The organism is Aquirufa sp. A-Brett2-W8, from assembly GCF_054558755.1.
This window is the reverse complement of sequence record NZ_JBPXKS010000005.1, coordinates 2,501-26,474: the sequence shown is the minus strand read 5'-3', so window position 1 is coordinate 26,474 and position 23,974 is coordinate 2,501. Positions and strand designations below refer to the sequence as shown.

The following is a 23,974-nucleotide window of genomic DNA, read 5'->3' as shown; positions in this document are numbered from 1 at the left end:
CATCCGAATGAAACTCATTTAGATGCATCTTTTTTTTACCCTAAAAATGGCCTTTAGAAAATTTGCAACCCTTTCTCTCCTGAGCATTTATTTGCTTATCCTTGCCGGCGGAATCGTTCGCAGTACTGGATCGGGAATGGGATGTCCGGATTGGCCTAAGTGTTTTGGGCGTTTTATTCCTCCCACCAATGTGGCTGAATTACCCTTGCATTACGAAGTGATCTACCAAGATAAATTACATGGCGAAGTCCTATTTAATCCGACCAAAACTTGGATCGAATACATCAATCGCCTGATCGGTGCCTTGACGGGACTTATTGTTTTAATCACCACTATATTAGCCTGGAAAGAAGGCAAGAAAGTATTCTTACCTACTTTGGCAGGACTCCTACTAATTCTGGCTAATGCCGTTTTAGGTAAATACGTGGTAGATTCCTTTCTATTACCTGGAGTGGTGACGGCGCACATGCTTTTATCCATCGGAGTTATCTATTTTTTAGTCAAAGCACTAAACAATCAAACTTCCACAGCGGTTATACCTCTGGAGAATCGCCTGTGGATAGGCATTAGTTTGCTCTTAGTTTTAATCCAAATAATCTTAGGCACACAGGTCCGCGAAAATATGGATCACGTGATTAAGGAATTAGGGGAAGGGGCTAGAAACCAGTGGGTAGCACATCTTGATCTAGTCTATATTGTCCACAGAACATTCTCTTGGTTTATCGTATTAGGTCACTTGATTCTTTGGAATAAAATTAAAAATTCAGCTCTACAAACATACCGTCATGGTATGATGGTATTAGTTGGCATTTCCCTCGCCACCGGAATTTTGATGGCCTACTTTGAATTACCCCTCGGTAGCCAAGCCGTTCACTTATTAATCTCTCTAATATTAATAGGCTGGCATATTAGCTCTTGGATCCAAACAAAAAACGCGTAAATGTCAAGTATAAAGCCCTATATCGCCCTCTTAAAATCGAGACTATCTATGACGGTAGCCTTCTCGGGCACGTTTGGGTATTTACTGGCGCCTATCGATCACAAGCCACTGGGTATTTTCTTGATTTCCTTAGCCGGTTTTGTATTAACCGGAGCGGCGAATATTGTGAATCAATTGAAAGAAATTGAATTCGATAAATTAATGAAGCGTACGGCTAAGCGCCCACTGCCTACAGAAACCTTAACACCGGCGCAAGCCCGAAATTTTGGTTATGTTTTGGCTGTGATTGCCTTAGGTTTATTAAGTTATTTTACGTGGAAAGCGGCCTTAATCGGCTTGCTATCTTATGTTTTATATGGCTATGTGTATACCCCTCTGAAGCGCGTGGGTCCCATCTCCGTATTTGTGGGGGCATTCCCAGGAGCCTTTCCTCCTATGATTGGTTGGGTGGCAGCCACCGGTCATTTTGGTTGGGAACCGGGCATCTTGTTTGCAATTCAATTTTTCTGGCAATTCCCTCACTTCTGGGCGATTGCTTGGGTGGCCGATGCAGATTACCGCAAGGCTGGATTTAAGATGTTACCTAATGATGGAAAGAAAGACATTAAAACGGCTTTTACCATTATGATTTATACGCTCTTTTTAGTGCCATTGGGATTTGTGCCGTACTTACTGCACATCACGGGAATTCAATCTGCCATCATTACGGTAGTAGCAGGAATTCTATTTTTATGCCAAACCTTCTACCTCATGATGCGCCCCACAGACAAGGCTGCGAAGTGGATGATGTTTGGCTCCTTTTTCTATTTAATCATCATACAAATTGCCTTATTATTTGATAAAGTTTAAATCATGAAATCAACAGAGAATGTGATCGAACCGGCTGAAACCCGGTCGGTGAATCCAAAAGTTTTTACGATGTGGTTATTCATCGTTTCCATCGTTATGCTTTTTGCTGCCTTCACTTCTGCCTACCTGGTAAGAAAAGCAGAAGGAAACTGGGTAGAATTTGAAATGCCTAGTTTATTTAGCTACAGTACGGGTGTATTAATTTTGAGTAGTATTTCGATGCATTATTCCCTATTAGCCGCAAAAAAAGACCAATTTAATACGCTTCGAATGAGTATTTCTATTACTTTTGTACTCGGATTGCTCTTTTTAGCAATGCAATTTTACGGTTGGTCCCAATTAGTGGAAATGAACGTATTTTTTGTGGGTAATCCCTCTGGTTCTTTTGTGTATGTTTTATCAGGTTTACATGGTTTACACCTTGTTTCAGGCCTAATCGTTCTAATATTCGCCTTAGTGGCTGCCTTTAGATTGAAGATAAACGCAAAACAATTGACTCAGATTAAGATTTGCGCCACCTATTGGCATTTTTTAGATGCTTTGTGGCTTTATTTATTTGTATTTTTATTGATTAACAATTAAGCTTATCCCTATGTCAGTAGCACACGCTGCCCCAGCGGTTCCAGAAAATTTGTCATGGCAAGGTGGTTCTGAACCCCTAAAAGCTAGTTATGGAAAATTGATGATGTGGTTCTTCCTTTTATCGGATACCTTCACATTCTCAGCCCTTTTGATTACGTACGGAATGATTCGTTTCAGCCAACCAGCTTGGCAAGGAACGCCTCAAGATTTCTATTTCTCGACTACTCACTGGCCTATTCCAGAAAAAGTTTTTGAAGCAGTTCCGTTCTTACACGGAATTTCATTGCCCTTAGTATTCGTAGGTATCATGACTTTCATTTTGATTGCGTCATCGGTAACGATGGTGCTAGCTGTAGAAGCTGGACACCGGGGTGACCGCAAGGATGTAGAGAAATGGATGCTTTGGACGATTGTAGGTGGTTTTACTTTCTTAGGATCTCAAGCTTGGGAGTGGGGTCACTTTATCCACGGACCAGAAGATTTAACATTAGCGGCTAAGCAAATCATCGATGGCGTTAGCACACCGATCGAAGGCGCGAATTTAGTTCGCAACCCCTACGGGCCTCCTGCTTTTGCTGACTTGTTCTTCTTTATCACCGGTTTCCACGGAACACACGTATTCTCAGGAGTACTCTTAAACATTTTAATTTTCTTCAACGCATCTACAGGAGTGTACGAGCGTAGAGGTCATTATGAAATGGTGGAGAAAGTAGGCCTTTATTGGCACTTTGTTGATCTAGTTTGGGTATTCGTATTTACCTTCTTCTATTTAGTTTAATCTTATAATCGATTTATATATGGCTTCGCACATAGCACACGGAACCTCAGAAAAAGAAATTGCTGCCCCTAATACAGGCGCGATTTGGAAAACATTTTGGATTCTTTTGGTATTAACTGCCATTGAATTCGTGATTGCTTTCACAATGGCCGCTAGCACTTTACGTGTAGCGATCTTCTGTGGAATGACGATTGTTAAAGCCTTCTATATCGTAGGGGAATTTATGCACTTAAAGCATGAAGTCAAATCCTTGATTTGGGCGGTATTGATCCCTACTGTATTCGTAGTTTGGTTATTAATAGCCTTAATCTTCGAAGGAGGTCACCTATATTGATTTTAATTCCCTATTTGGATAATGAATAAAAAGACAGGCGTATTATTTCTCGTATTAATATTGCCTGTCTTTGTTTATCTGGGCCTGAAGACATTTGGCACTAATCATTTTAGTCTTCCTCGCTATATTCCGGCGATCGATTCTACAACGGGTGAAATTAAAATGGCAAAGCGTTTACACCCTCGGTGGAACGAAGCGGAGATGGATACGGTTTTTCAAACGATACCCTCCTTTTCCTTAACTGACGAAACTGGAAAGACTTTCGCGTCTACTAACTTACAAGGCAAAATCTACGTTACTAGTTTCTTCTTTACCCGTTGCGGTACCGTTTGCCCTAAAATCACCTCTCAATTAAGTCGTGTTCAAGATGCGTTTCATTTAGATCCGGAAGTTCAATTGCTTTCGATTTCGGTAGACCCTAAATTCGATCAGCCCGAAAAACTGGCCGCTTATGCGAAACGTTTTGATGCGAATAAGGGACAATGGCATTTTTTGACGGGAGAAAAGAAGGCAATTTATCCGTTGGTTTTAAAAGGCTTCCACGTTCCCTTAGCTGATGCCTCCGAATATGACGCAGCGATCAAGAATCCAGATGAAACATTTATCCACTCTGAGCGGTTAGTATTAGTAGACAAAGAAGGAATCATCCGTGGTTTTTATGACGGAACGGATAAAAAAGAAGTAGATCGACTATTAGTCGAAATCAAAGTTTTGAAAAATATATATACCAACGAATAAAAACGATGGAAGCAACTAAGAAAAATGATCAATTGATCAATGTCCTGTCAGTCGTTATTCCAGTGGCTGTAGCGAGTTTGATCGGTGTTCAAATTAATATTGATTTAGGCGCTTGGACTAAAGTTTTGCCGCATGTGATTGGATTGTTGAATTCGACGACTGCCTTAAGCCTAGTGATTGGTCTAATCGCAATAAAGAGTGGGAATATTAGCGGACACCGCAAAGCGATGGGCTTGGCCTTTTTGCAAGGTGCTGTCTTTTTAGTACTTTATATCTTGTACCACGTGTCTAATCCATCCACGAAATTTGGTGGGGAAGGCTGGATCCGTCCGGTATACTACTTCTTATTGATCTCACACATTGTGCTATCGATTGGTGTGGTTCGCTTAGTATTAAAAGCGATCTATTATGCCCTTACAAATAACATCGTGGCTCACAAGGCGATCGTTAAATGGGCCTACCCTATTTGGTTATATGTTTCTGTAACTGGCGTTATCGTCTATTTATTGATCTCCCCTTATTATGTGTAAGAAATTTGTACTCTTATCGGCTTTATTTTTACTGTCTCAAATCGATGCAGTAGCGCAGTGTGCGATGTGCAGAACTACCATTGAAAGTAGTATTTCAACTGGACGCACGAACATTGCGACCGGATTGAATACGGGAATTTTATATTTATTATCAGCCCCTTATTTAATCGTGGGTGCGATTGCTGTTTTATGGTTTCGCCAAAGTAAGCAGGAACAACAGGATCGTTTAGCAAAACTTAAGTTACGCCAAAAAGTATCTCAACTTTTCAGTTCAAAATCGTAATTAATCCCAGATCGGGTATTGTGTTAATTTGATGGCCTTCCCAAAGAAGATTTGGGTAGACTTTTCGAATGAATCTGTGTAATCAGAAACATAAAACTGCCGAGTGGATTCCTTACCGTCGTGCAACATATCCTCTTGCTCTAATAGTCGCTTGATTTCATCTGCCACGATAATGGACGTATCGATCACCGGAATGCTCCCCTTGTAATAGGCATCGATCTGCGGCTTTATTAAAGGGTAGTGGGTACAACCTAAAATCAACCCTTCGATTCCCTGTAAAGCTGGTTGTGCTAAATATTCTTTAATGATTTGCTCCGAAATGGTGTGAGAGAAGAAGCCTTCCTCGATCATGGGAGCTAATAATGGAGTGGCCAAAGACTTTATGTGAATATTCTTACCCAATGCTTCCGCCTTGTTCGCATATATACCAGAGTTCACCGTTTGCTTTGTCCCGATTAAACCGAGTGTTTTGCCCTCCCATTTTTGGTCCAAATAATCAATCACCGGATCAATCACATTCACAACTTTGGCCTTCGTTCCTACATAAGCCTTCACTAAATCGTAAGCCGCTGCTGATGCCGAATTACACGCAATCAAAATCAGCTTGCAATTCTTTTCTAGTAACAGATTGCAAATCTTCACCGAATAGGCCTGAATCGCCGTAGCCGATTTATCTCCATAAGGAAGATGCGCCGTATCCCCAAAATAGATGATATTCTCCTGCGGCATCAACTCCGTGATGGCATGCGCCAGAGTCAATCCACCTATTCCACTGTCAAAAATCCCGATGGGCGCTGAGTTTGGCATAATTTTAATTTAGACAAAGAACGGAATTTTGAAATTCTTTTCAAACTGACGCAACCATTTAGCGCTTTGTGCCATCTTTGCATTCGAATTAGCTATGAATAAACGTTTACCTTCCTTCTCATCCGAAACAGAACTGATAGTTGCTTGTCGAAATAACAATCGACATGCGCAGCATGCCCTGTTTCAGCAGTTCGCAGGTAAAATGCTTCACGTGGTGAAGCGATACATAACGAATACATCCGAAGCAGAAGATACACTGATGGAAGGATTTGTAAAGGTTTTTAAAAAATTAGGGCAATACCAAGGGGGCGGAAGTTTTGAAGGTTGGATTCGCAAAATTATGGTCAACGAGGCCCTAATGTCGATTCGCAAAAACAAAGACCGCTTTCCGGTGGACATTGATGTGGCTTTTGATATAGCTCATCCTGATGAGACTTTGATGCAATTAGGTTTGCAGGAGATGGAGGATTTAATTGCGTCCTTACCTAAAGGCTACCGGACCATTTTTAATTTATATGCCATTGAGGGCTACTCCCACGCAGAAATTGCCCTTTTACTAGATATTTCAGAGGGGACATCTAAATCGCAATTGTCGCGAGCTAGAGCCCAATTACAAAATCAACTAACAGCTTTACATCGATGAAAAATTGGAATTCTGTTGAGGAAAAATGGAGAGAACAACTCCAAAACAAGTCAGACGACATCCCCGAGGGATTGTGGTCTCGAATTGAAGAGAAATTAGACGAAAAACCCATGCGTCGCTCCCCTATCTATTGGGCAGCAGCGGCGATGCTATTAGTGGCCTTCGGAATTAGCTGGAATTATAATCCTGCTTCTGAAGAAGACATTCAGGTGACTAAGGTGGAAAAGTCTTCCCCAGAAGTTGCAATGGCAGTCCCGGAGTCTTCGCCGCTCGTTCTCGAAATCGAAAACAGCTCAGTTCCTACTTTAAAAACTTCTCCACCTGAAGTAGTAATGGCGCCAGCCACAAAACCGGAGGCGAATATCATAGAGCAGGCCCCTGCAGAAATAGTCGTAGCCACGGCTCCTATCGTTGAAAAAAAATCAGAACCGGAGGAGGTCATTTTCGTCCGATTAGACATCGATCCCATAGAAGAGGTGAAGCCTGCATTTATGCAAAAAAAACGCAAAAAGTCGCTCTTTGGCAAAATCGTAGGGGAAATCAGACAAGCGCTGGACGGAGAACCGGTGAATTGGCAAAAACTAAAAGAGGGAAATCCCGCTTTTGAAAATAACATCCATAACGTAGCTAACACGTATATTAAAACAGAAGAAAATTTAAAACGCACCTTACAAATCCAATAATATGAAAAAGTTCATCGCTATTATCTGCCTAGTAGTAAGCGTATTCAGCCTTTCTGCAAAAGAAAGACAAGATTCGCTGATTTTAAAAATTGACAAACGAAACCAAACCTTAATCGGAGGGAAAGATTCGAAACGTACTTTAAAGGAAGAATTAGAAAGCGCCTTCGAGAAAAAGGGACTTGTTTTAACAGACAGTCTTTGGCAAAATATCAGACAAGCCATCAAAACGGATTCCGATGGAGATAGTAGTCTTTCGGTTCGTATTGGGAATAGTTCAGTGAAAATTGGGATTTTTAAGTCGCCGCTGCGCGGCGCAGTCAAAGAGTCGTCGCAAAGCGACTTAGTCAAAGAGTCCGGAGTCCGAAGTCCGGAGTCTTGGAAAAATTCAGGAAGAAAAGAAGAGGTTCGCGTCGGTTTAGACGGCATACATGTAAAAGAGGGTAACGAAGAAACCCACGTGACTTGGGATGGCGTGTACCACCGCGAAGGAAACGAAGTGACTAAGGTGATTTGGGGGAAAGATTCGACTAAATTAAAGCGCCCCAATTTATATAGCAGAAAAGGCTTAAACTTTTATTTTGGGTTCAATGCATTGACTGGCGGGGAGACTGAAATCGCTGTTCCTTACCCAGGTGCGCCACCTTATGTACCTAATTTCACTTTGAATCCGACGGGTTCACGCTATGCCAGCATTGAAATCGCACGATTTATAAGTCTTTCAGAGGGAAAGAAAAGCGCTTTCCGTTTAGGATATGGATTAGAGATCGACTGGTATAACTTTATGTTCGACCATAATAAAATCGCCACTAAAGGCCCTAATGGAGTACAATTCACTACCTATTACGCTGCTCCAGGAAAAGAAATTGTATTGAGCAAAAACAAAATGAGCGTTTCCTATTTGACTTTGCCTATTATGCCGCATTTCGCCTTTGATAAAAAATCAGCGGTTCAAATGATCGCCATCGGGGGATATGTTTCTTATCGATTAGATACTTGGACAAAAGCCGTTGAAGAAGAGAGTGGAAATCTGCGCAAAGAGACGAGTAATTTATATGTAAATCCCTTCCGCTATGGCCTGCGGGCAGAATTTGCATTGCGCCATTTCCCTGATTTATTTTTCAGCTATGATTTAAGCCCATTTTTTGAGACTGGAAAAGGTCCAGAAATGCGGGGATTAGCCTTTGGAATCCGATTATTGTAAAAATTTATTAGAAATTTTTAAAGGAACTATTTGTGGAAATGAAAAAATGAGCTAATTTTGCAAACTATTTCGGTGGAACGTTACACTGAAAGCGCAAATGAAGGGGATATACCAGAGCGGCCAAATGGGGCAGACTGTAAATCTGCTGGTGAATGCCTACGGTGGTTCGAATCCATCTGTCCCCACCATTTTTGCATTAACTGGAGTTCTATTTACAGGAGAATTCAGCAAGCGGGAGTAGCTCATTTGGTAGAGCGATAGCCTTCCAAGCTATAGGTGGCGGGTTCGAGCCCCGTCTCCCGCTCGAAAATTGAAAATGTTGCTAAGGGAGAAATCCCTCTTAGCGATATTTTTGTTTTTTAGTTAATCGAAAGAGATTAACGAAAGGCCGCAAGGTTATGCCTTTGTAGCTCAGTGGTAGAGCACTTCCTTGGTAAGGAAGAGGTCGGCAGTTCAATCCTGCTCAAAGGCTCCACTAATAAGCAGGGCCCATTGAACGAGTACATTTTGAAACTTTTTATATTATACTAAATTAAAAACTGAATAATCATGGCAAAAGAGAATTTTGACCGAAGTAAACCCCACGTTAACATTGGTACGATTGGCCACGTTGACCACGGTAAAACAACCTTGACAGCTGCTATCACTAAAGTTCTTTCTGAAAAAGGTCTTGCTGAGAAAAAAGATTTCTCTTCCATTGACTCCGCTCCAGAAGAAAAAGAACGTGGTATCACGATCAACACAGCACACGTAGAATATTCTACTCTTGCTCGTCACTATGCACACGTTGACTGCCCAGGTCACGCGGATTACGTGAAGAACATGGTAACTGGTGCTGCACAAATGGACGGCGCTATCTTAGTAGTTGCTGCTACAGATGGTCCAATGCCACAAACTCGTGAGCACATCCTTTTGGCTCGCCAAGTAGGTGTACCTCAATTGGTAGTTTTCATGAACAAAGTGGACATGGTAGACGATCCAGAATTATTAGAATTAGTTGAAATGGAGATTCGTGAGCTTCTTTCATTCTACGAATTCGATGGTGATAACATTCCAGTAATCCAAGGATCTGCTTTAGGTGGATTGAACGGAGATGCTAAATGGGTAGCTACAATCGATGCGTTAATGGATGCAGTTGATTCTTGGATTCCACTTCCTAAGCGTGATGTTGAAAAGGCATTCTTGATGCCAGTTGAAGATGTATTCTCGATCACAGGTCGTGGTACAGTTGCAACAGGTAAAATCGAGACTGGTGTTATTAACTCAGGTGAAGGTGTTGATATCTTAGGTATGGGAGCTGAAAACTTAAAATCAGTAGTAACTGGTGTTGAGATGTTCCGTAAGATCTTAGATCGTGGTGAAGCAGGTGATAACGTAGGTTTATTATTACGTGGTATTGAGAAAGCTGATATCCGTCGTGGTATGGTAATCTGTAAGCCAGGTTCAGTAAAGCCTCACACTAAGTTCAAGGCTGAGGTTTATATCTTGTCTAAAGAAGAAGGTGGACGTCATACTCCATTCTTTAATAAATACCGTCCACAATTCTACTTCCGTACGACAGACGTAACAGGTGAAATTACTTTACCTGCAGGAGTTGAAATGTGTATGCCTGGTGATAACTTAACAATTGATGTTACGTTATTGAACAAGGTAGCTATGGATAAAGGTTTACGTTTCGCGATTCGTGAAGGTGGCCGTACTGTAGGTGCTGGTCAGGTAACTGAAATCTTAGACTAATTTTTATTAGCCTATACGGAAAAGGGCGGTCAATGACCGCTCTTTTTTTTTGTAGCTTGCTTTGAAAATAAACATCTCTATGAAAAAACTATTAATCCTTCTTTTCTTTTGCGCATTCACCGTATCAGCGCAGGAATACTATGAAATCAGAACTTACCAGATGAAATTCCGTGGGAATGTAAATCTGTTAGAATCTTATTTGGCCAAAGCCTTAATCCCAGCCCTCAATTCCTATGGCGTTGCCAAGGTAGGCGTATTCAAAGATTACGGAAAGCCAGAACCTGGTATCGTTGTAGTCACCATTCCATTTCCCTCTTTAGCATCCTATGCAGGTTATAAAGATGCCTTAGAGAAAAATGCGGCTTATCAAGAGGCCGCAAAACCCTATTTCGAAAATGTGGGTATGGACAAACCGATGTTCGAGAAGATCTCGACTTATGTAGCCAAAAGCTTTACAGGACATCCTGCCTTAAAATTACCCGTGACTAATCCCGGTCGTATCTACGAATGGAGAACCTACGAAGCCTATAATGAAGACGCGCTGAAACGTAAAATTGGAATGTTTAATGATGAAGAACTGAAGATATTCGATACGGTAGGATTGCACAATGTGTTTTTTGGCGAAGTGCTTGCTGGGGAGAATACGCCTTGCCTTTCCTACATGGTTTCCTTCGAAAACATGGCAGAGCGAGATGCGAACTGGGCAAAATTCAGCGCAAATCCAGATTGGAAACGCATTTCTTCAGATGCAAAATACGCCAATAGCCATTCCAGAACCATTCGTAAATTCTTAGAACCTACGAACTATTCTCAATGGTAATCAAACAATATTAAGAAGGGGATTTGTTAATTGTCAAAATTTGGCTAAATTTGCAATCCTTTCTACGGGCATAGTATAACGGTAGTATGCAGGTCTCCAAAACCTTTGGTCAGGGTTCGAATCCTTGTGCCCGTGCTAAGTAAATTAAATACCGAGATCGGTTAAATTATGAGCAAATCAACATCATTGATCAAAGAATCATGGACTGAAGTAACGCAAAACGTTACATGGCCTAAATTCTCTGACTTACAGTCGAGTTCTGTGTTAGTTTTGGTGGCTTCTTTAATCTTCGCTCTTCTAGTAGGCGCGGTAGATTTAGTCTTCAAATCTGGATTGGATTTATTTTACACTTCATTTTAATAAATAGGTAAATCCCATGGCAGAGACTAAATGGTATGTTTTGAGAGCTATCTCAGGACAGGAAAAGAAGGTAAAAACCTATATGGAGAACGAATTAGCTCGTCAAGGCGTGCTTGATTCCGTTCCTCAGATTCTTATTCCTACAGAAAAGATTTATGAAATCCGCAAAGGAAAGAAAGTGATTCGTGAGAAAAACTTATTCCCTGGATATATCATGGTAGAAGCTGACTTAGCTGGAGAGGTAAGTCACATCTTAACATCTACACCGGGTGTGATTGGTTTCTTGCAAGCAAATAACGAAGAGATCGAAGTAACGAAATTAGAAGGTGGTAAATTGAAAAAGACGAAGGTGATCGTTAAGAAGCCTGTCCCTATTAGCCAAAGTGAAGTAAATCGCATTTTAGGTAAAGTGGATGAGTCTGCCGCTTTAGAAGAATTTGCTTCGGTTACTTTCATCAAGGGAGAAACGGTACACGTTATCGATGGACCATTCGCAACTTTTGAAGGTACGGTAGAAGAGATTCACGAAAACACAAAGAAATTATCCGTTATGGTTAAAATCTTTGGACGTAATACTCCACTAGAATTGAACTACTCTCAAGTAGAAAAATAAGTTAACTCATTTTCGAGAAGCTAGAAAAGTCCTGAATAGAATTTCAGGACTTTTTTTTGCCTAACTGTTTGTATTTAAGAATAAAAGCCCTAATTTTGCAGTCCGTTTAAAAAGCGGCAATCTCTGTTTTGAAAATTTCAAGAGGGGATTGGGCCAGAACGTTCTTGTTACGCGGAAAGGTCACCCGGAGGGGAATCAGATAAGGAAGCTTCCACCCTTATTGGCAGATAAACCTCTAATTCACTAAATAAACGATGTTTTAACATGGCAAAAGAAATAGCTGGCTACGTAAAGCTTCAATGCAAAGGTGGCCAAGCCAATCCTTCACCACCCATCGGTCCTGCTTTAGGTTCGAAAGGACTAAATATCATGGAGTTCTGTAAGCAATTCAATGCGAGAACTCAAGATAAGAACGGCGTAGTATTGCCGGTCCTAATTACTTATTACGCAGACAAATCGTTTGAATTCGTTGTAAAAACACCTCCTGCCCCAATTTTATTATTGGAAGCAGCGAAAGTTAAATCTGGTTCAGCTCAACCTAACTTGAAAAAGGTAGGTTCAGTATCTTGGGATCAAGTGCGAGTAATCGCCGAGACTAAAATGCCAGACTTAAACTGTTTTACTATCGAAGCAGCAATGAGTATGATTGCTGGAACGGCTAGATCAATGGGAATTACTGTTTCTGGTGATAAACCGTTCTGATTTAACTATCAGAAATAAACATTTTAATTAAAAGGTAATGGCAAAACTTACGAAGAAAATAAAGGAAGCCCTTTCAAAATACGATGCAACGCAAGCGTATTCGCTTGAAAAAGCAGCGGAGATTTTGAAAGAAATTTCTTATACAAAATTCGATGCCTCAGTGGATATAGATGTTCGCTTAGGAGTAGATCCCCGCAAAGCGGACCAAATGGTTCGTGGCGTGGTTGCCCTACCTCACGGAACCGGGAAAGACGTACGTGTACTTGTACTATGTACGCCCGATAAAGCAGAGGAGGCAAAAGCAGCCGGTGCTGATCACGTTGGATTAGATGATTACATTGCAAAAATCGAGAGCGGCTGGACCGATATCGACGTAATCATTACTATGCCGACTGTGATGGCAAAATTAGGCCGTTTAGGACGTGTTTTAGGACCTCGCGGTCTGATGCCTAATCCAAAGTCAGGTACTGTAACTTTGGAAGTAGGAAAAGCAGTAAACGAAGTAAAAGCTGGTAAAATTGACTTTAAAGTTGATAAAACTGGTATCATCCATACCTCTATTGGTAAGGTGTCCTTCGGAGCTGATAAAATTGTAGATAACGCTTTAGAAGTAATCAACATGTTGATTAAGTTAAAGCCGTCTTCTGCAAAGGGAACTTATGTTAAATCGATCAACTTATCATCAACGATGTCTCCGGGTATCATTATTGATAAGGGAACTGTAGCTGGATTGTAATCATGACAAGAGAAGAAAAAAATCAGATTATTGATGAGTTGAGCGAAAAGTTCGTGGCAACTCCGTACTTCTATATTGCAAGTACAGCCGGTTTAAATGTGGCCGAAGCAAATCAATTCCGTGGCTTATGTTATCAGAGAGGTGTTGAATATAAAATATTCAAAAACACGTTAATCTCTAAGGCGTTAGCTAAAACAGGAACGGATTATTCCTCTTTAGATACAGAAGTTTTGACAGGAATGTCTGGTATCATTTTCGCAACCGAAAATGCTAAAATACCAGCAAAATTGATCAAAGACTTCCGTAAAGAAGCTGGAAAAAATAAAATTGCATTCAAGGCTGCGTCTATCGAAGGAGGCATTTATATTGGTGAAGATCAATTAGTTGCCCTTGAGAACATCAAGTCGAAAAACGAGATGATTGGCGAAGTTATTGGCTTATTACAATCGCCTGCTAAAAATGTTATTTCAGCATTAGTAAGCGGTGAGAAGAAATTAGCTGGTATCGTGAAGACTTTATCTGAGCGCCCTGCGTAATTATTAACAAGTTTTACCGGAGTGAAAACTCCAATAAATTATTAATCCATAACAATTAAATTTTCAAAAAATGGCAGATTTAAAAGCGTTCGCTGAACAATTAGTGAACTTAACTGTAAAAGAAGTAAATGAATTAGCTACTATCCTTAAGGATGAGTACGGTATCGAACCAGCTGCTGCTGGTGCCGTTATGGTTGCAGGTCCTGCAGCTGGTGGCGCTGACGGTGGTGAGGCTGCTGCTGAGAAAACATCTTTTGATGTTGTCTTGAAAGCTTGTGGTCCTAACAAATTAGCTATCGTTAAATTAGTGAAAGACTTAACTGGTTTAGGTTTGAAAGAAGCTAAAGACGTAGTAGATGCTGCTCCTAAGGCAGTTAAAGAAGGTGTATCTAAGGACGAAGCTGAAGGTTTGAAGAAAACTTTAGAAGAAGCTGGTGCTGAAGTTGAATTGAAGTAATTCAACCTTACCTATCTAAGAAAAAAGGGAATGGCAACATTCCCTTTTTTTTGGTTAAAACCGTATCTTTGTCCTCTTATTTTTCCATTGATTTATGCACAATCTGATCAAAATGCTTCCTGATGCTATCGCAAATCAAATTGCGGCAGGTGAGGTAGTGCAGCGGCCAGCCTCTGTGGTGAAAGAATTAATGGAAAATTCCATTGACGCTGGGGCTAGTTTTGTCCAGCTGATTGTAAAAGAGGCCGGGAAAATCAGTATTCAAGTCATCGATGATGGTGCAGGAATGTCACCGCAAGATGCGATTATGTGTTTTGAGCGACATGCCACGTCGAAAATTAATAAGGCCGAAGATCTGTTTGCTATTCGGACAATGGGATTTCGAGGTGAGGCTTTAGCCTCCATCGCCTCCGTATCCCAGGTTGAATTGAAAACGAAGCGAGAGGAGGATGAATTAGGTAGTTTATTGCGCATGGAAGCCTCGGTGCAGAAGGCGAGTGAACAAGTTGCGACCCCTAAAGGGACCTCCATTCTCGTTAAAAACCTATTCTATAATATTCCAGCTCGTCGAAATTTCCTCAAGTCGAATCCCGTAGAAATGCGTCATATTTTAGACGAATTCCAACGCATTGCCTTATCCAATCCCCATATGAAGTTTTCTCTGGTTCAAAACGAACAAGAGACGTACGCGCTTCCGGTTGAAAAACTAGGAAAGCGAATTGTGGATTTATTTGGCAAAACGTATAGAGAACAATTAGCGGCCTGCGAGGAAAACACCAACTACGTGAGTATTAAAGGCTATGTAGGTCGCCCAGAATATTCGAAAAAGACGCGGGGAGAACAATTCTTCTTTGTCAATAATCGATTTATTAAGAGCTCCTATCTGCATCATGCGGTGATGAGTGCCTATGAACGATTAGTTCCGGAGGGGACATTCCCTTTCTATGTACTTTTTTTGACCTTAGATCCATCCCATATTGACATCAATGTGCATCCGACGAAAACGGAGATAAAATTTGATGACGAACGATCTATCTATGCGATTCTACAAGCTGCGATCCGTAAGACACTTAGCTTAAACCACTTGATTCCGTCTTTGGATTTTGATGCGAATGTCAATTTCCGAAATCCAAGCGGGGCGTCCGGCGCCATTCCTTCGTTTTCTGGGGCGAATTCCCCACGTCCTATTCAAGATGCTTGGAAGAAACTTTACGAGGGCTTAAATGACAATATTGAGGCTTTTGAGAGGCAGTCAGTCGCAGATCCTGCCACTAATTTGTTTAATGAGACCTCAACGACGATTCAAAGCAAGGCAAATACTTGGACAGCAGCGGATAGTTTAGCGCACAGCAATTTCCAAGTCATTCAAATTCTGAACAAATATTTAGTCGTGACTCTTTCGGGAGGTATGCTGCTGATAGATCAGAAAAAAGCCTACCAACGTATTTTGTTTGATCAGTTTTCGGAGAATTTGGTGAAGAAAAATGGAGTATCGCAGCAATTATTGTTTCCGCAAATCCTCCGCATCAATCCGGCCGACTTCGTTCTTTTAGAAGAAATTTTAGTCGACATTACCGATTTAGGCTTTGCCCTAACGAAGGATTCGGAGGAAAATTATTGGATTCAAGGTGTTCCTGCAGGAATAGGTGAGGAAGATGGACAAAATTTATTAGAGGGTATATTAGAACAAGTGAAGAATGAGGCAACGGATTTAGGCCAAAACCACTCCGAAAAAATCGCGCGCATCTTAGCGAACCGTACGGCTATTCGATATCAAACTAAGAAATTACTATCGGAAGAAATGTCTGCCTTAGTAGAGCAATTGTTTGCAAGTACAAACCCCTCTTATTCCCCGAATGGAGAAATTATCAGCCGTCAATTAAATGAGGCTGAAATCGGTCAATTAATTGGCTAATTCTTTGGCACGATCCTTTGCCGCAATGATTCCTTTTTGCAAACCTTCAGCGACTAAGTTTTCTTGAAAAATCTTTAATGCTGCTTCCGTTGTACCCCCTTTAGAGGCAACCGCTTGAATTAATTCATCCAAAGTCTTATCGCTGGTCTGCATTAAATGATAGGACCCTAGCATCGTCTGCTTAACTAAAAGAGAGGCCATCGCGGGCTCAAAGCCCATTTGAACTCCGGCATCAATCATGGCCTTAATCAGGTAGAAGAAATAAGCCGGACCGCTTCCGCTCAAACCCGTCACCGCATCTAATAAACTCTCCTCCTCTAAGAATACCGCTCGACCGGTAGAATTGATTAAATTCTCCACCTTGCGAATATCCGACATTCCTACCTCAGCAGCTGCAGCGAAAGCCGTCATTCCCATCCCTAAAAGCGCCGGGGTATTCGGCATGGCACGAACCACTAAATCATGGGATAAACTTGACTGAATATTCGCAATCGGAATACCTGCCATAATGGATAATACGATTTGACTGGGCTGAATAAAACGGGCTAACTCGGCTGAGACTGACGGATAATCCTGTGGTTTTACAGAAAGTATAATCAAATCAGCTGCAGCCACCTTTTCAGAGATGGTGTCGACCACAATCCCCGACTTTTGCTCCTGTAAAATATCGCCGCGTTCTTTATTCTTTTCGATCAAGATTAGCTCCTCCTTCGCGACTAGATTATATTGAATGAAGGAATTAGCGAAAGCCATCCCCATATTTCCACAACCGATTATGGCTATTTTCATCTTATTTATCTTTAAATAATTGGGCCAAATATTGGTCTAAAGCTGCCCCTCTTAAACCTTTGGCAATAACTCGTCCCTCTCTATCCAACAGAAAAGTTTGCGGAATCGAATTCACCTGATAAGCCTGAGCACCGGCAGAACTCCAATATTTTAAATCCGATACGTGTTTCCAAACTAATTTATCCGTCTCGATCGCCTTTAACCAGGCAGCCCGATCTTGATCTAAACTCACCCCAAAAATCTCAAACCCTTTATCTTTATACGCCGCATACGTCTTCACCACATTGGGATTTTCTCTTCGACAAGGGCCACACCAACTCGCCCAAAAATCAATCAAGACATATTTCCCTCGTAGTGAACTCAAGGCTAAATTAGGCCCCTCGGGAGTAGCCAAATTAATCTCAGGAGCTAACGCTCCCTCAAAAACACCCTGCTGTAAACGTTGCAGGTTGTTGACGAATTGCTGCACCTGTGGATGAGTAGGTCTTGCCTTACCCAAGCGATCCGCGATTTCGGTTAACAAAGCCATTTCCTTTTCAGCTGACAAGAAATTAGTCGCCCAAAGCGCCACTAAATTACTACCCATGATCGGAATCATCTCTTTTATCTTCGCCGTACTCGCTGCTTGAGCCTGAGTAAATGCTGCCTGAATTCGTTTCTCTTGTTTCTGATCAATTTGAATCTCTTGATTCCATTTCCGGACTTTTACTTCCATTTCCTTCGAAATAGCCATCAGCTCCAGCATATATTTCACATTGGGATAATCCCCCTTCATCGTGAAATTTCCTTTACCCTCTTCGTCATTTACTCCATCCGCCACGATATCAATCGTCTCCCCACCTTCTAAAATGACCAACACTTTTTGTGGCTTAGGCGTGTCAAAGAAATTCACTAAATAGAACGCTCCTTTATCCTTTACCTGACCTTTAAAACTGACTTTATTCTGAGCAGATGGAGCAGCTGAGTCAATTTTAACACTCTTTCCTAGTTCATTAATGTATTCTAAATAGATCTTTTTCCCGGGAACGACCGTCTTAGCCTGAATACGTAACTCAAAGTTTTGAGCCTGTACCACTGTCGCTAATAACAAGATGAATCCGATTATTTTCATTTAGACTTTCGCTAATTCTTCTGACATTAATTGATTCACGCGCTTCGGATCGGCCGTTCCTCTTGATTTCTTCATCACTTCGCCAATAAATAAGGCGATCAATCCTTTTTTACCTTTTTGGTACTCTTTTACCTTATCGGGATATGCCGCAATGGCCTCCTGAACCCATTTTGTCAATTCATCCCCTGATTGCGCATGTAACCAACCCTGCTCCTCAACAATTTTTTCTGCTGATTTATCTGGGTTTTCGATGGCCAAAGGGAATAATTGATGAGCTGCTAAATTATGCGTTAATGTTCCTTTTTCTACTAATTCTACTATTTCTGCCAAAGCCTTGGGACTTAATTCAAAGTCCGTTATCGACTGATTTTTATCATTCAAATGAGACTTTACTGGCCCCATCAACCAATTAGAAATGGATTTATATGCCTTCGAATGTTGCGCGGCTTCCTCAAAATACAGCGCCATCTCCCGCGTATCGGCTAAGAAATGAGCATCATAAGCAGGTAAATGATAGTTCTTTATTAATTTTTGCTCCTGTTCCCAAGGCAAAAGTGGCATCGTTGCTTTTATTTCATTTAACCAAGACGCTGATATTTCTACAGGGGCTAAATCCGGTTCAGGAAAATACCGGTAATCATTCATGGTCTCTTTCACCCGCATTGAATGGGTAGTTCCTGCATGAGCATCAAACGTTCTAGTCTCTTGAATGAGGGATCCTCCTTCGTTGAGGACCTTTGTTTGGCGTATAATTTCATACTCAATCGCACGCTGAATATTGCGAAGGGAGTTCATATTTTTAATCTCTACTTTCGTTCCCAACGTAGTCGTCCCCACCGGTCGGATAGACACATTTACGTCTGCGCGCAAAGAACCTTCTTCCATATTTCCATCACAAATTCCCAAGTAACGAACTAATTTTCGCACCTCTGAAACTAAAGCAAAAGCCTCTTCAGATGAATTAATCGAAGGTTCTGTGACCATTTCAATCAATGGAGTTCCGGCGCGATTATAGTCCAAAAAGCTATATGGATTGTCTCCCTCGTGCAACGATTTCCCCGCATCCTCTTCCAGGTGAATATGATGAAATTCCATCCGTTTATCCCCTGCTTTCAAATGAACTAAAATGGCCCCACCCATGCAGATAGGTGTTTTATCTTGGGTAATTTGATAGCCTTTAGGGAGGTCAGGATAAAAATAATTCTTCCGGTCAAAATACTGTTTAGGCGAAATTTTAGATCCAATCGCCAAACCCATTTTAATAGCATATTCCACCACCTTCATATTCAATTTAGGAAGTGTACCCGGATGACCTAATGAAATAGGGGAAATTAAGGTATTAGCCTCCTGTCCAAAAAGTACAGGATCGCTCGCGAATATCTTCGAATTCGTCTGCAATTGCGCGTGAATTTCAAGGCCAATAACGGGTTGATAGGAAATGCTCACTGAAAATTATTTATAATCCTGAAAGGATATAAAGATACAAAAATCCCGCGTTTAAAGATATAAACTACTGATTTTTGCAGGTACAGGCCACTTTATGCTTATAATTAAACCAATAAGCCAGTGTAATAAAAATCCCCAGCGAAAGGCCAAAAATCCATTCAATCGATTTCATTCCCACAAGCGTATCCACCAATTTAATCAGTATACCAAAACCTAAAAAATACAAAGGCATCGGCTTGTGGTGTTTAAGGTAGTCTTGCCACAATAAAAGAAGAGCTAATCCGAAACTAATCAATACTAAGATCCACTCAATAGTAGGACTAAAAGCAAAAGAACTGGCTAAATAAGGAGCGGCAAACAGGACAAAAGGAAGCGTTAAGCAATGTATAGCGCACAAAAGCGAGAAAAAAACCCCTAACTTTTCAGCTGGCAACAATTGCTTATATTTACTTTTAGACATTTGGCTAATTATTTAATGACTACCGGAAAACTCAAATCCATATCAGTTGACCCCGCAGTCTCATCCCCCGTTTTTACAATTTTCCCATTCAAAGGAGGCTGGTGCTTTAACATAACCTGCAAAATCCCTGAACCAGGAACATATTGCGTCTTAGCATTGAACTTCAAACCAATAGGTAAAGCTTTCTTATCCGCATCCGTAATTTGGATGGCTAATAAAGAGGATGGATTAGGTTTATAGACAAATAAATGCACATCGCCTTCTTCCTCTATATCCCCTGTTATATCTTTTAGCGTACCCTTGGATTCATCCGCTACATAAATTTTTACCGTGTAATCCGTATTGCGAACTAATTTCAAGGTATCAAAAGACTCCGGTTTAGTACGGGAATCCCCATCCAAATCACGAAATTTAAATGAGCGAGAAACATTCGCAGGATCCGTAAAAACGAGCTCAACAGAGGTAATTAGCTCATTATCATCAGTAGGCATAACCTCAGGCTCCTTTTTACAGGAAAATAAAGTCAAAATAAAGAGAAGTGCGACTACGTGTTTCATATCTTTTGCAATAGTGTTGCAAATATATATAACTAAGAGCAAAGTTCAAAGGAAATTCAGTAGGCAGTAGACAGTAGACAGTAGTCAGTAGACAGTAGACAGTCCGGAGGAAATTAGTCCGAAGTCGATAGGCAAAGTTCAAAGAGCAAAGTTTAAAGAGCAAAGTTTAAAGAGCGCGGGCAAATATTTCAAGAATGAATAATAAACGAGGCGGAAGCCTCTTTTTTATGCCGTATCTCTACTCTCTGCTCTATACTCTCTTATCTTTACTCTACATTTCCTAGTTACTGACTACTGGATACTGTCTACTGGCTACAGTTTGGGCATAAAAAAAGACCCACACTTTCGTGCAGGTCTTTTTTAAATAACTTGGAGCTTACTTACTTTCCCGGGTTTGATCCCAGTATCATCAGCGGTGCGGGGCTTAACTTCTCTGTTCGAGATGGGAAGAGGTGAACACCCGTCCTATCGGCTCCATACTTTTTACAAGGCATAGCCTTTTTCCATATTGTGAGATAAAATAAATAGCAGTGTGTAAATTAATAAAAGGTAAGCTTTCGGGTAATTAGTACTACTCGACTTTGACATTACTGTCTTTACATCTGTAGCCTATCGACCGTGTCGTCTACACGGACCCTTCATGGAATACTCATCTTCAGGTCAGTTTCGCACTTAGATGCTTTCAGCGCTTATCTGATCCCGACGTGGCTACTCAGCTATGCCCTTGGCAGAACAACTGATATACCAGCGGTCAGTCCAACTCGGTCCTCTCGTACTAAAGTCAGAACCTGTCAATATTCCTACGCCCACAACAGATAGGGACCGAACTGTCTCACGACGTTCTGAACCCAGCTCGCGTGCCACTTTAATCGGCGAACAGCCGAACCCTTGGGACCTTCTCCAGCCCCAGGATGTGACGAGCCGACATCGAGGTGCCAAACCTCCCCGTCGATGTGAGCTCTTGGGGGAGATCAGCCTGTTATCCCCAGAGTACCTTTTATCCTTTGAGCGATGGCTGTTCCATACTAAACCACCGGATCACTATATCCTACTTTCGTACCTGATCGACTTGTCGGTCTCACAGTCAAGCTCCCTTTTGCTATTGCACTCTACGCACGGTTACCAAGCGTGCTGAGGGAACCTTTGAAAGCCTCCGTTACTCTTTTGGAGGCGACCACCCCAGTCAAACTACCCACCAAGCAATGTCTCCCCTTTGGGGATTAGAATTCCAGTACAAGAAGGGTGGTATTTCAACGTTGGCTCCCCGATGCCTAGCGACACCGGCTCACAGCCTCCCACCTATCCTACACATCCAGTACCAAAACTCAATGCTAAGCTATAGTAAAGGTTCATGGGGTCTTTCCGTCCCGTTGCGGGTAAACGGCATCTTCACCGTTACTACAATTTCACCGAGCTCACGGCTGAGACAGTGCCCAGATCGTTACACCATTCGTGCAGGTCGGAACTTACCCGACAAGGAATTTCGCTACCTTAGGACCGTTATAGTTACGGCCGCCGTTTACTGGGGCTTCAGTTCAATGCTTCGTGTTGCCACTAACATCCCCCCTTAACCTTCCAGCACCGGGCAGGTGTCAGGCCTTATACGTCATCTTTCGATTTAGCAAAGCCATGTGTTTTTGTTAAACAGTCGCCTGGGCCATTTCTCTGCGGCCACGATTGCTCGTGGCTCCCTTTATCCCGAAGTTACAGGGTTAATTTGCCGAGTTCCTTAGCCGTGATTCACTCGAGCGCCTTAGAATATTCTTCTCGACCACCTGTGTCGGTTTACGGTACGGGTTACTTAGAAGTTATACACGCCTAGACTTTTCTTGGAAGTCTACTCACTACACTCGTTTTAGCATTGCTGCCGCCTCTCAAAGACACTATTCCGTCAGTATCTGGTAACCTGTAGTCTCCGTCATCTATTTGCCCAATAAGTAAGTACAGGAATATTAACCTGTTGTGCATTAGGTTGTCGCCTTCGCTAGACCCTTAGCCCCCGACTAACCCTCAGTTGATTAGCATAGCTGAGGAAACCTTAGTCTTTCGGCGTGAGGGTTTCTCGCCCTCATTATCGTTACTCATGCCTACATTTGCTTTTCTGAACGCTCCAGCAAAGCTCGTCGCTTCACCTTCTCCGCAGATCAGAATGCTCCCCTACCAGTATATAAATATAATCCAAAGCTTCGGTACTTTACTTGATGCCCGTTTATTATCGATGCCCGCCTCGCTCGACCAGTGAGCTGTTACGCACTCTTTAAATGAATAGCTGCTTCCAAGCTAACATCCTGGCTGTCACTGCAATCAGACTTCCTTAGTTCAACTTAGTAAAGATTTTGGGACCTTAGCTGTTGGTCTGGGTTCTTTCCCTCTCGGATTGGGACCTTAGCACCCCAACCCTCACTCCCGGGTATATTTTAAGCCATTCAGAGTTCGTCAGGATTTGGTAGGATTTGACTCCCCCTAGTCCTATCGGTAGCTTTACCTGCTTAAAACTTAACCCCGAGGCTGTTCCTAAAAACATTTCGGGGAGTACGAGCTATTTCTCAGTTTGATTGGCCTTTCACCCCTACCCACAAGTCATCCAAATACTTTTCAACGTAAACTGGTTCGGTCCTCCACTCCGTGTTATCGGAGCTTCAACCTGCTCATGGGTAGATCACAAAGTTTCGCGTCTACTCCCACTGACTAAGCGCCCTATTCAGACTCGCTTTCGCTCCGGCTGCTCACGTCAACGTGATTAACCTCGCCAGTGAAAGTAACTCGTAGGCTCATTATGCAAAAGGCACGCCGTCACCCCACAAAAGGGCTCCGACCGCTTGTAAGCGTATGGTTTCAGGGTCTTTTCACCCCCTTACTCAGGGTACTTTTCACCTTTCCTTCACAGTACTAGTTCACTATCGGTCTCTTGGTAGTATTTAGCCTTACCGGATGGTGCCGGCAGATTCAAAGGGGATTTCTCCAGTCCCCCCCTACTCAGGATACCACTACAATTATATAAGCTTACCGATACAGGGCTCTCACCTTCTATGGCCTGCCTTCCCAGACAGTTCTTGTTCATTTATATAATCGATCACGTGGTCCTACAACCCCAGTCTTGCCGCAACAACACTGGTTTGGGCTAATCCGCGTTCGCTCGCCACTACTTACGGAATCACTTTTGTTTTCTCTTCCTCTGCTTACTTAGATGTTTCAGTTCAGCAGGTTCGCCTCCTACATACATAGGATAATAGATCTTCAATCTACTGGGTTGCCCCATTCGGAAATCTTCGGATCGAAGGTCTTGTGCACCTCCCCGAAGCTTATCGCAGCTTAACACGTCCTTCATCGCCTCCAAGAGCCTAGGCATTCCCCATACGCCCTTAAT

Annotated in this window: 26 protein-coding genes, 4 tRNA genes and 2 rRNA genes (1 of these 32 only partly in view); 24 read left to right on the top strand and 8 right to left on the bottom strand. The window is 42.0% G+C overall.

Annotated features, from left to right (window positions below; genetic code table 11):
- The first annotated feature begins 46 nt into the window (after window positions 1-46).
- The 8 genes from ACST13_RS05210 to ACST13_RS05175 are packed head-to-tail and all read left to right on the top strand — an operon-like array spanning window position 47 to window position 5,034.
- Window positions 47-940, top strand: a complete 894-nt coding sequence (locus tag ACST13_RS05210) for a COX15/CtaA family protein (RefSeq protein WP_459522159.1) — start codon at window positions 47-49, stop codon at window positions 938-940.
- A complete protein-coding gene (gene cyoE / locus ACST13_RS05205; RefSeq protein WP_459522158.1) occupies window positions 941-1,789 on the top strand; it encodes a heme o synthase in 849 nt (282 codons plus the stop codon).
- Between the two features lie 3 nt (window positions 1,790-1,792).
- Window positions 1,793-2,371, top strand: coding sequence for a cytochrome c oxidase subunit 3 (locus tag ACST13_RS05200; protein WP_459522157.1), 579 nt, complete (start codon window positions 1,793-1,795; stop codon window positions 2,369-2,371).
- A gap of 10 nt (window positions 2,372-2,381) precedes the next feature.
- Window positions 2,382-3,149 carry a cytochrome c oxidase subunit 3 gene (locus tag ACST13_RS05195; protein ID WP_459522156.1) on the top strand — a complete coding sequence of 256 codons (768 nt, stop codon included), beginning with the start codon at window positions 2,382-2,384 and terminating at the stop codon, window positions 3,147-3,149.
- A 19-nt stretch (window positions 3,150-3,168) separates the two neighbouring features.
- On the top strand, window positions 3,169-3,483 hold the full coding sequence (locus ACST13_RS05190; RefSeq protein WP_459522155.1) for a cytochrome C oxidase subunit IV family protein: 315 nt from the start codon (window positions 3,169-3,171) through the stop codon (window positions 3,481-3,483).
- A 21-nt stretch (window positions 3,484-3,504) separates the two neighbouring features.
- Window positions 3,505-4,221: an SCO family protein gene (locus tag ACST13_RS05185; protein WP_459522154.1), complete on the top strand. Its 717-nt coding sequence runs from the start codon at window positions 3,505-3,507 to the stop codon at window positions 4,219-4,221.
- A 5-nt stretch (window positions 4,222-4,226) separates the two neighbouring features.
- A complete protein-coding gene (locus tag ACST13_RS05180; RefSeq protein WP_459522153.1) occupies window positions 4,227-4,751 on the top strand; it encodes a DUF420 domain-containing protein in 525 nt (174 codons plus the stop codon).
- The gene (locus ACST13_RS05175) at window positions 4,744-5,034 is read left to right on the top strand and encodes a hypothetical protein (protein ID WP_459522152.1); all 291 of its coding nucleotides are present in this window, start codon (window positions 4,744-4,746) and stop codon (window positions 5,032-5,034) included. The genes ACST13_RS05180 and ACST13_RS05175 overlap by 8 nt, the downstream gene beginning before the upstream one ends.
- Here ACST13_RS05175 and murI read toward each other — a convergent pair whose 3' ends face one another.
- Window positions 5,035-5,841: a glutamate racemase gene (gene murI / locus ACST13_RS05170; RefSeq protein ID WP_459522151.1), complete on the bottom strand. Its 807-nt coding sequence runs from the start codon at window positions 5,839-5,841 to the stop codon at window positions 5,035-5,037. It abuts the gene before it with no gap.
- A 94-nt stretch (window positions 5,842-5,935) separates the two neighbouring features.
- Between murI and ACST13_RS05165 the strand changes: the two genes are divergently transcribed.
- The 16 genes from ACST13_RS05165 (at window position 5,936) to mutL (ending at window position 16,244) form a co-directional block, all read left to right on the top strand.
- The gene (locus ACST13_RS05165; RefSeq protein WP_459522150.1) at window positions 5,936-6,484 is read left to right on the top strand and encodes an RNA polymerase sigma factor; all 549 of its coding nucleotides are present in this window, start codon (window positions 5,936-5,938) and stop codon (window positions 6,482-6,484) included.
- Window positions 6,481-7,167 carry a hypothetical protein gene (locus ACST13_RS05160; protein ID WP_459522149.1) on the top strand — a complete coding sequence of 229 codons (687 nt, stop codon included), beginning with the start codon at window positions 6,481-6,483 and terminating at the stop codon, window positions 7,165-7,167. Before ACST13_RS05165 ends, ACST13_RS05160 begins: the two co-directional genes overlap by 4 nt.
- Window position 7,168: 1 nt before the next feature.
- A complete protein-coding gene (locus tag ACST13_RS05155) occupies window positions 7,169-8,368 on the top strand; it encodes an outer membrane beta-barrel protein (protein ID WP_459522148.1) in 1,200 nt (399 codons plus the stop codon).
- 102 nt (window positions 8,369-8,470) lie between these two features.
- Window positions 8,471-8,556 (top strand) — tRNA-Tyr (locus ACST13_RS05150).
- A gap of 43 nt (window positions 8,557-8,599) precedes the next feature.
- Window positions 8,600-8,672, top strand: a tRNA-Gly gene (locus ACST13_RS05145).
- 96 nt (window positions 8,673-8,768) lie between these two features.
- Window positions 8,769-8,843, top strand: a tRNA-Thr gene (locus ACST13_RS05140).
- A 74-nt stretch (window positions 8,844-8,917) separates the two neighbouring features.
- Complete coding sequence (gene tuf / locus ACST13_RS05135) at window positions 8,918-10,105, top strand: elongation factor Tu (RefSeq protein ID WP_459461298.1); 1,188 nt, start codon at window positions 8,918-8,920, stop codon at window positions 10,103-10,105.
- 79 nt (window positions 10,106-10,184) lie between these two features.
- Window positions 10,185-10,925 (top strand): NIPSNAP family protein, encoded by a 741-nt coding sequence (locus ACST13_RS05130; protein ID WP_459522147.1) that lies wholly within the window; start codon window positions 10,185-10,187, stop codon window positions 10,923-10,925.
- Between the two features lie 64 nt (window positions 10,926-10,989).
- Window positions 10,990-11,060: transfer RNA gene (locus ACST13_RS05125), tRNA-Trp, on the top strand.
- 33 nt (window positions 11,061-11,093) lie between these two features.
- Complete coding sequence (secE, locus tag ACST13_RS05120) at window positions 11,094-11,285, top strand: preprotein translocase subunit SecE (protein ID WP_459461294.1); 192 nt, start codon at window positions 11,094-11,096, stop codon at window positions 11,283-11,285.
- Between the two features lie 16 nt (window positions 11,286-11,301).
- Window positions 11,302-11,898 (top strand): transcription termination/antitermination protein NusG, encoded by a 597-nt coding sequence (gene nusG / locus ACST13_RS05115; protein ID WP_459461292.1) that lies wholly within the window; start codon window positions 11,302-11,304, stop codon window positions 11,896-11,898.
- A 264-nt stretch (window positions 11,899-12,162) separates the two neighbouring features.
- Window positions 12,163-12,600, top strand: a complete 438-nt coding sequence (rplK, locus tag ACST13_RS05110; RefSeq protein WP_459461290.1) for a 50S ribosomal protein L11 — start codon at window positions 12,163-12,165, stop codon at window positions 12,598-12,600.
- Window positions 12,601-12,637: 37 nt separating this feature from the next.
- Window positions 12,638-13,336: a 50S ribosomal protein L1 gene (gene rplA, locus ACST13_RS05105; RefSeq protein ID WP_459461288.1), complete on the top strand. Its 699-nt coding sequence runs from the start codon at window positions 12,638-12,640 to the stop codon at window positions 13,334-13,336.
- A 2-nt stretch (window positions 13,337-13,338) separates the two neighbouring features.
- Window positions 13,339-13,872, top strand: coding sequence for a 50S ribosomal protein L10 (gene rplJ / locus ACST13_RS05100; protein ID WP_459522146.1), 534 nt, complete (start codon window positions 13,339-13,341; stop codon window positions 13,870-13,872).
- A 70-nt stretch (window positions 13,873-13,942) separates the two neighbouring features.
- Complete coding sequence (gene rplL / locus ACST13_RS05095) at window positions 13,943-14,329, top strand: 50S ribosomal protein L7/L12 (protein ID WP_459522145.1); 387 nt, start codon at window positions 13,943-13,945, stop codon at window positions 14,327-14,329.
- 94 nt (window positions 14,330-14,423) lie between these two features.
- Window positions 14,424-16,244, top strand: coding sequence for a DNA mismatch repair endonuclease MutL (gene mutL / locus ACST13_RS05090; RefSeq protein ID WP_459522144.1), 1,821 nt, complete (start codon window positions 14,424-14,426; stop codon window positions 16,242-16,244).
- Here the strand turns inward: mutL and proC are convergent.
- The 7 genes from proC to ACST13_RS05055 all read right to left on the bottom strand — a co-directional run.
- A complete protein-coding gene (proC, locus tag ACST13_RS05085; protein ID WP_459522143.1) occupies window positions 16,233-17,033 on the bottom strand; it encodes a pyrroline-5-carboxylate reductase in 801 nt (266 codons plus the stop codon). The genes mutL and proC overlap by 12 nt on opposite strands.
- Before the next feature lies 1 nt (window position 17,034).
- Entirely contained in the window at window positions 17,035-18,144 is a 1,110-nt protein-coding gene (locus tag ACST13_RS05080; protein WP_459522142.1) for a TlpA family protein disulfide reductase, read from the bottom strand.
- Window positions 18,145-19,590, bottom strand: coding sequence for an Asp-tRNA(Asn)/Glu-tRNA(Gln) amidotransferase subunit GatB (gene gatB / locus ACST13_RS05075; RefSeq protein ID WP_459522141.1), 1,446 nt, complete (start codon window positions 19,588-19,590; stop codon window positions 18,145-18,147).
- A gap of 64 nt (window positions 19,591-19,654) precedes the next feature.
- The gene (locus ACST13_RS05070) at window positions 19,655-20,050 is read right to left on the bottom strand and encodes a MerC domain-containing protein (protein WP_459522140.1); all 396 of its coding nucleotides are present in this window, start codon (window positions 20,048-20,050) and stop codon (window positions 19,655-19,657) included.
- A gap of 8 nt (window positions 20,051-20,058) precedes the next feature.
- On the bottom strand, window positions 20,059-20,607 hold the full coding sequence (locus ACST13_RS05065; RefSeq protein WP_459522139.1) for a hypothetical protein: 549 nt from the start codon (window positions 20,605-20,607) through the stop codon (window positions 20,059-20,061).
- Between the two features lie 367 nt (window positions 20,608-20,974).
- Window positions 20,975-21,086 (bottom strand): 5S ribosomal RNA (rrf, locus tag ACST13_RS05060).
- Between the two features lie 66 nt (window positions 21,087-21,152).
- Window positions 21,153-23,974, bottom strand: a 23S ribosomal RNA gene (locus ACST13_RS05055) (it continues 10 nt past the right edge of the window).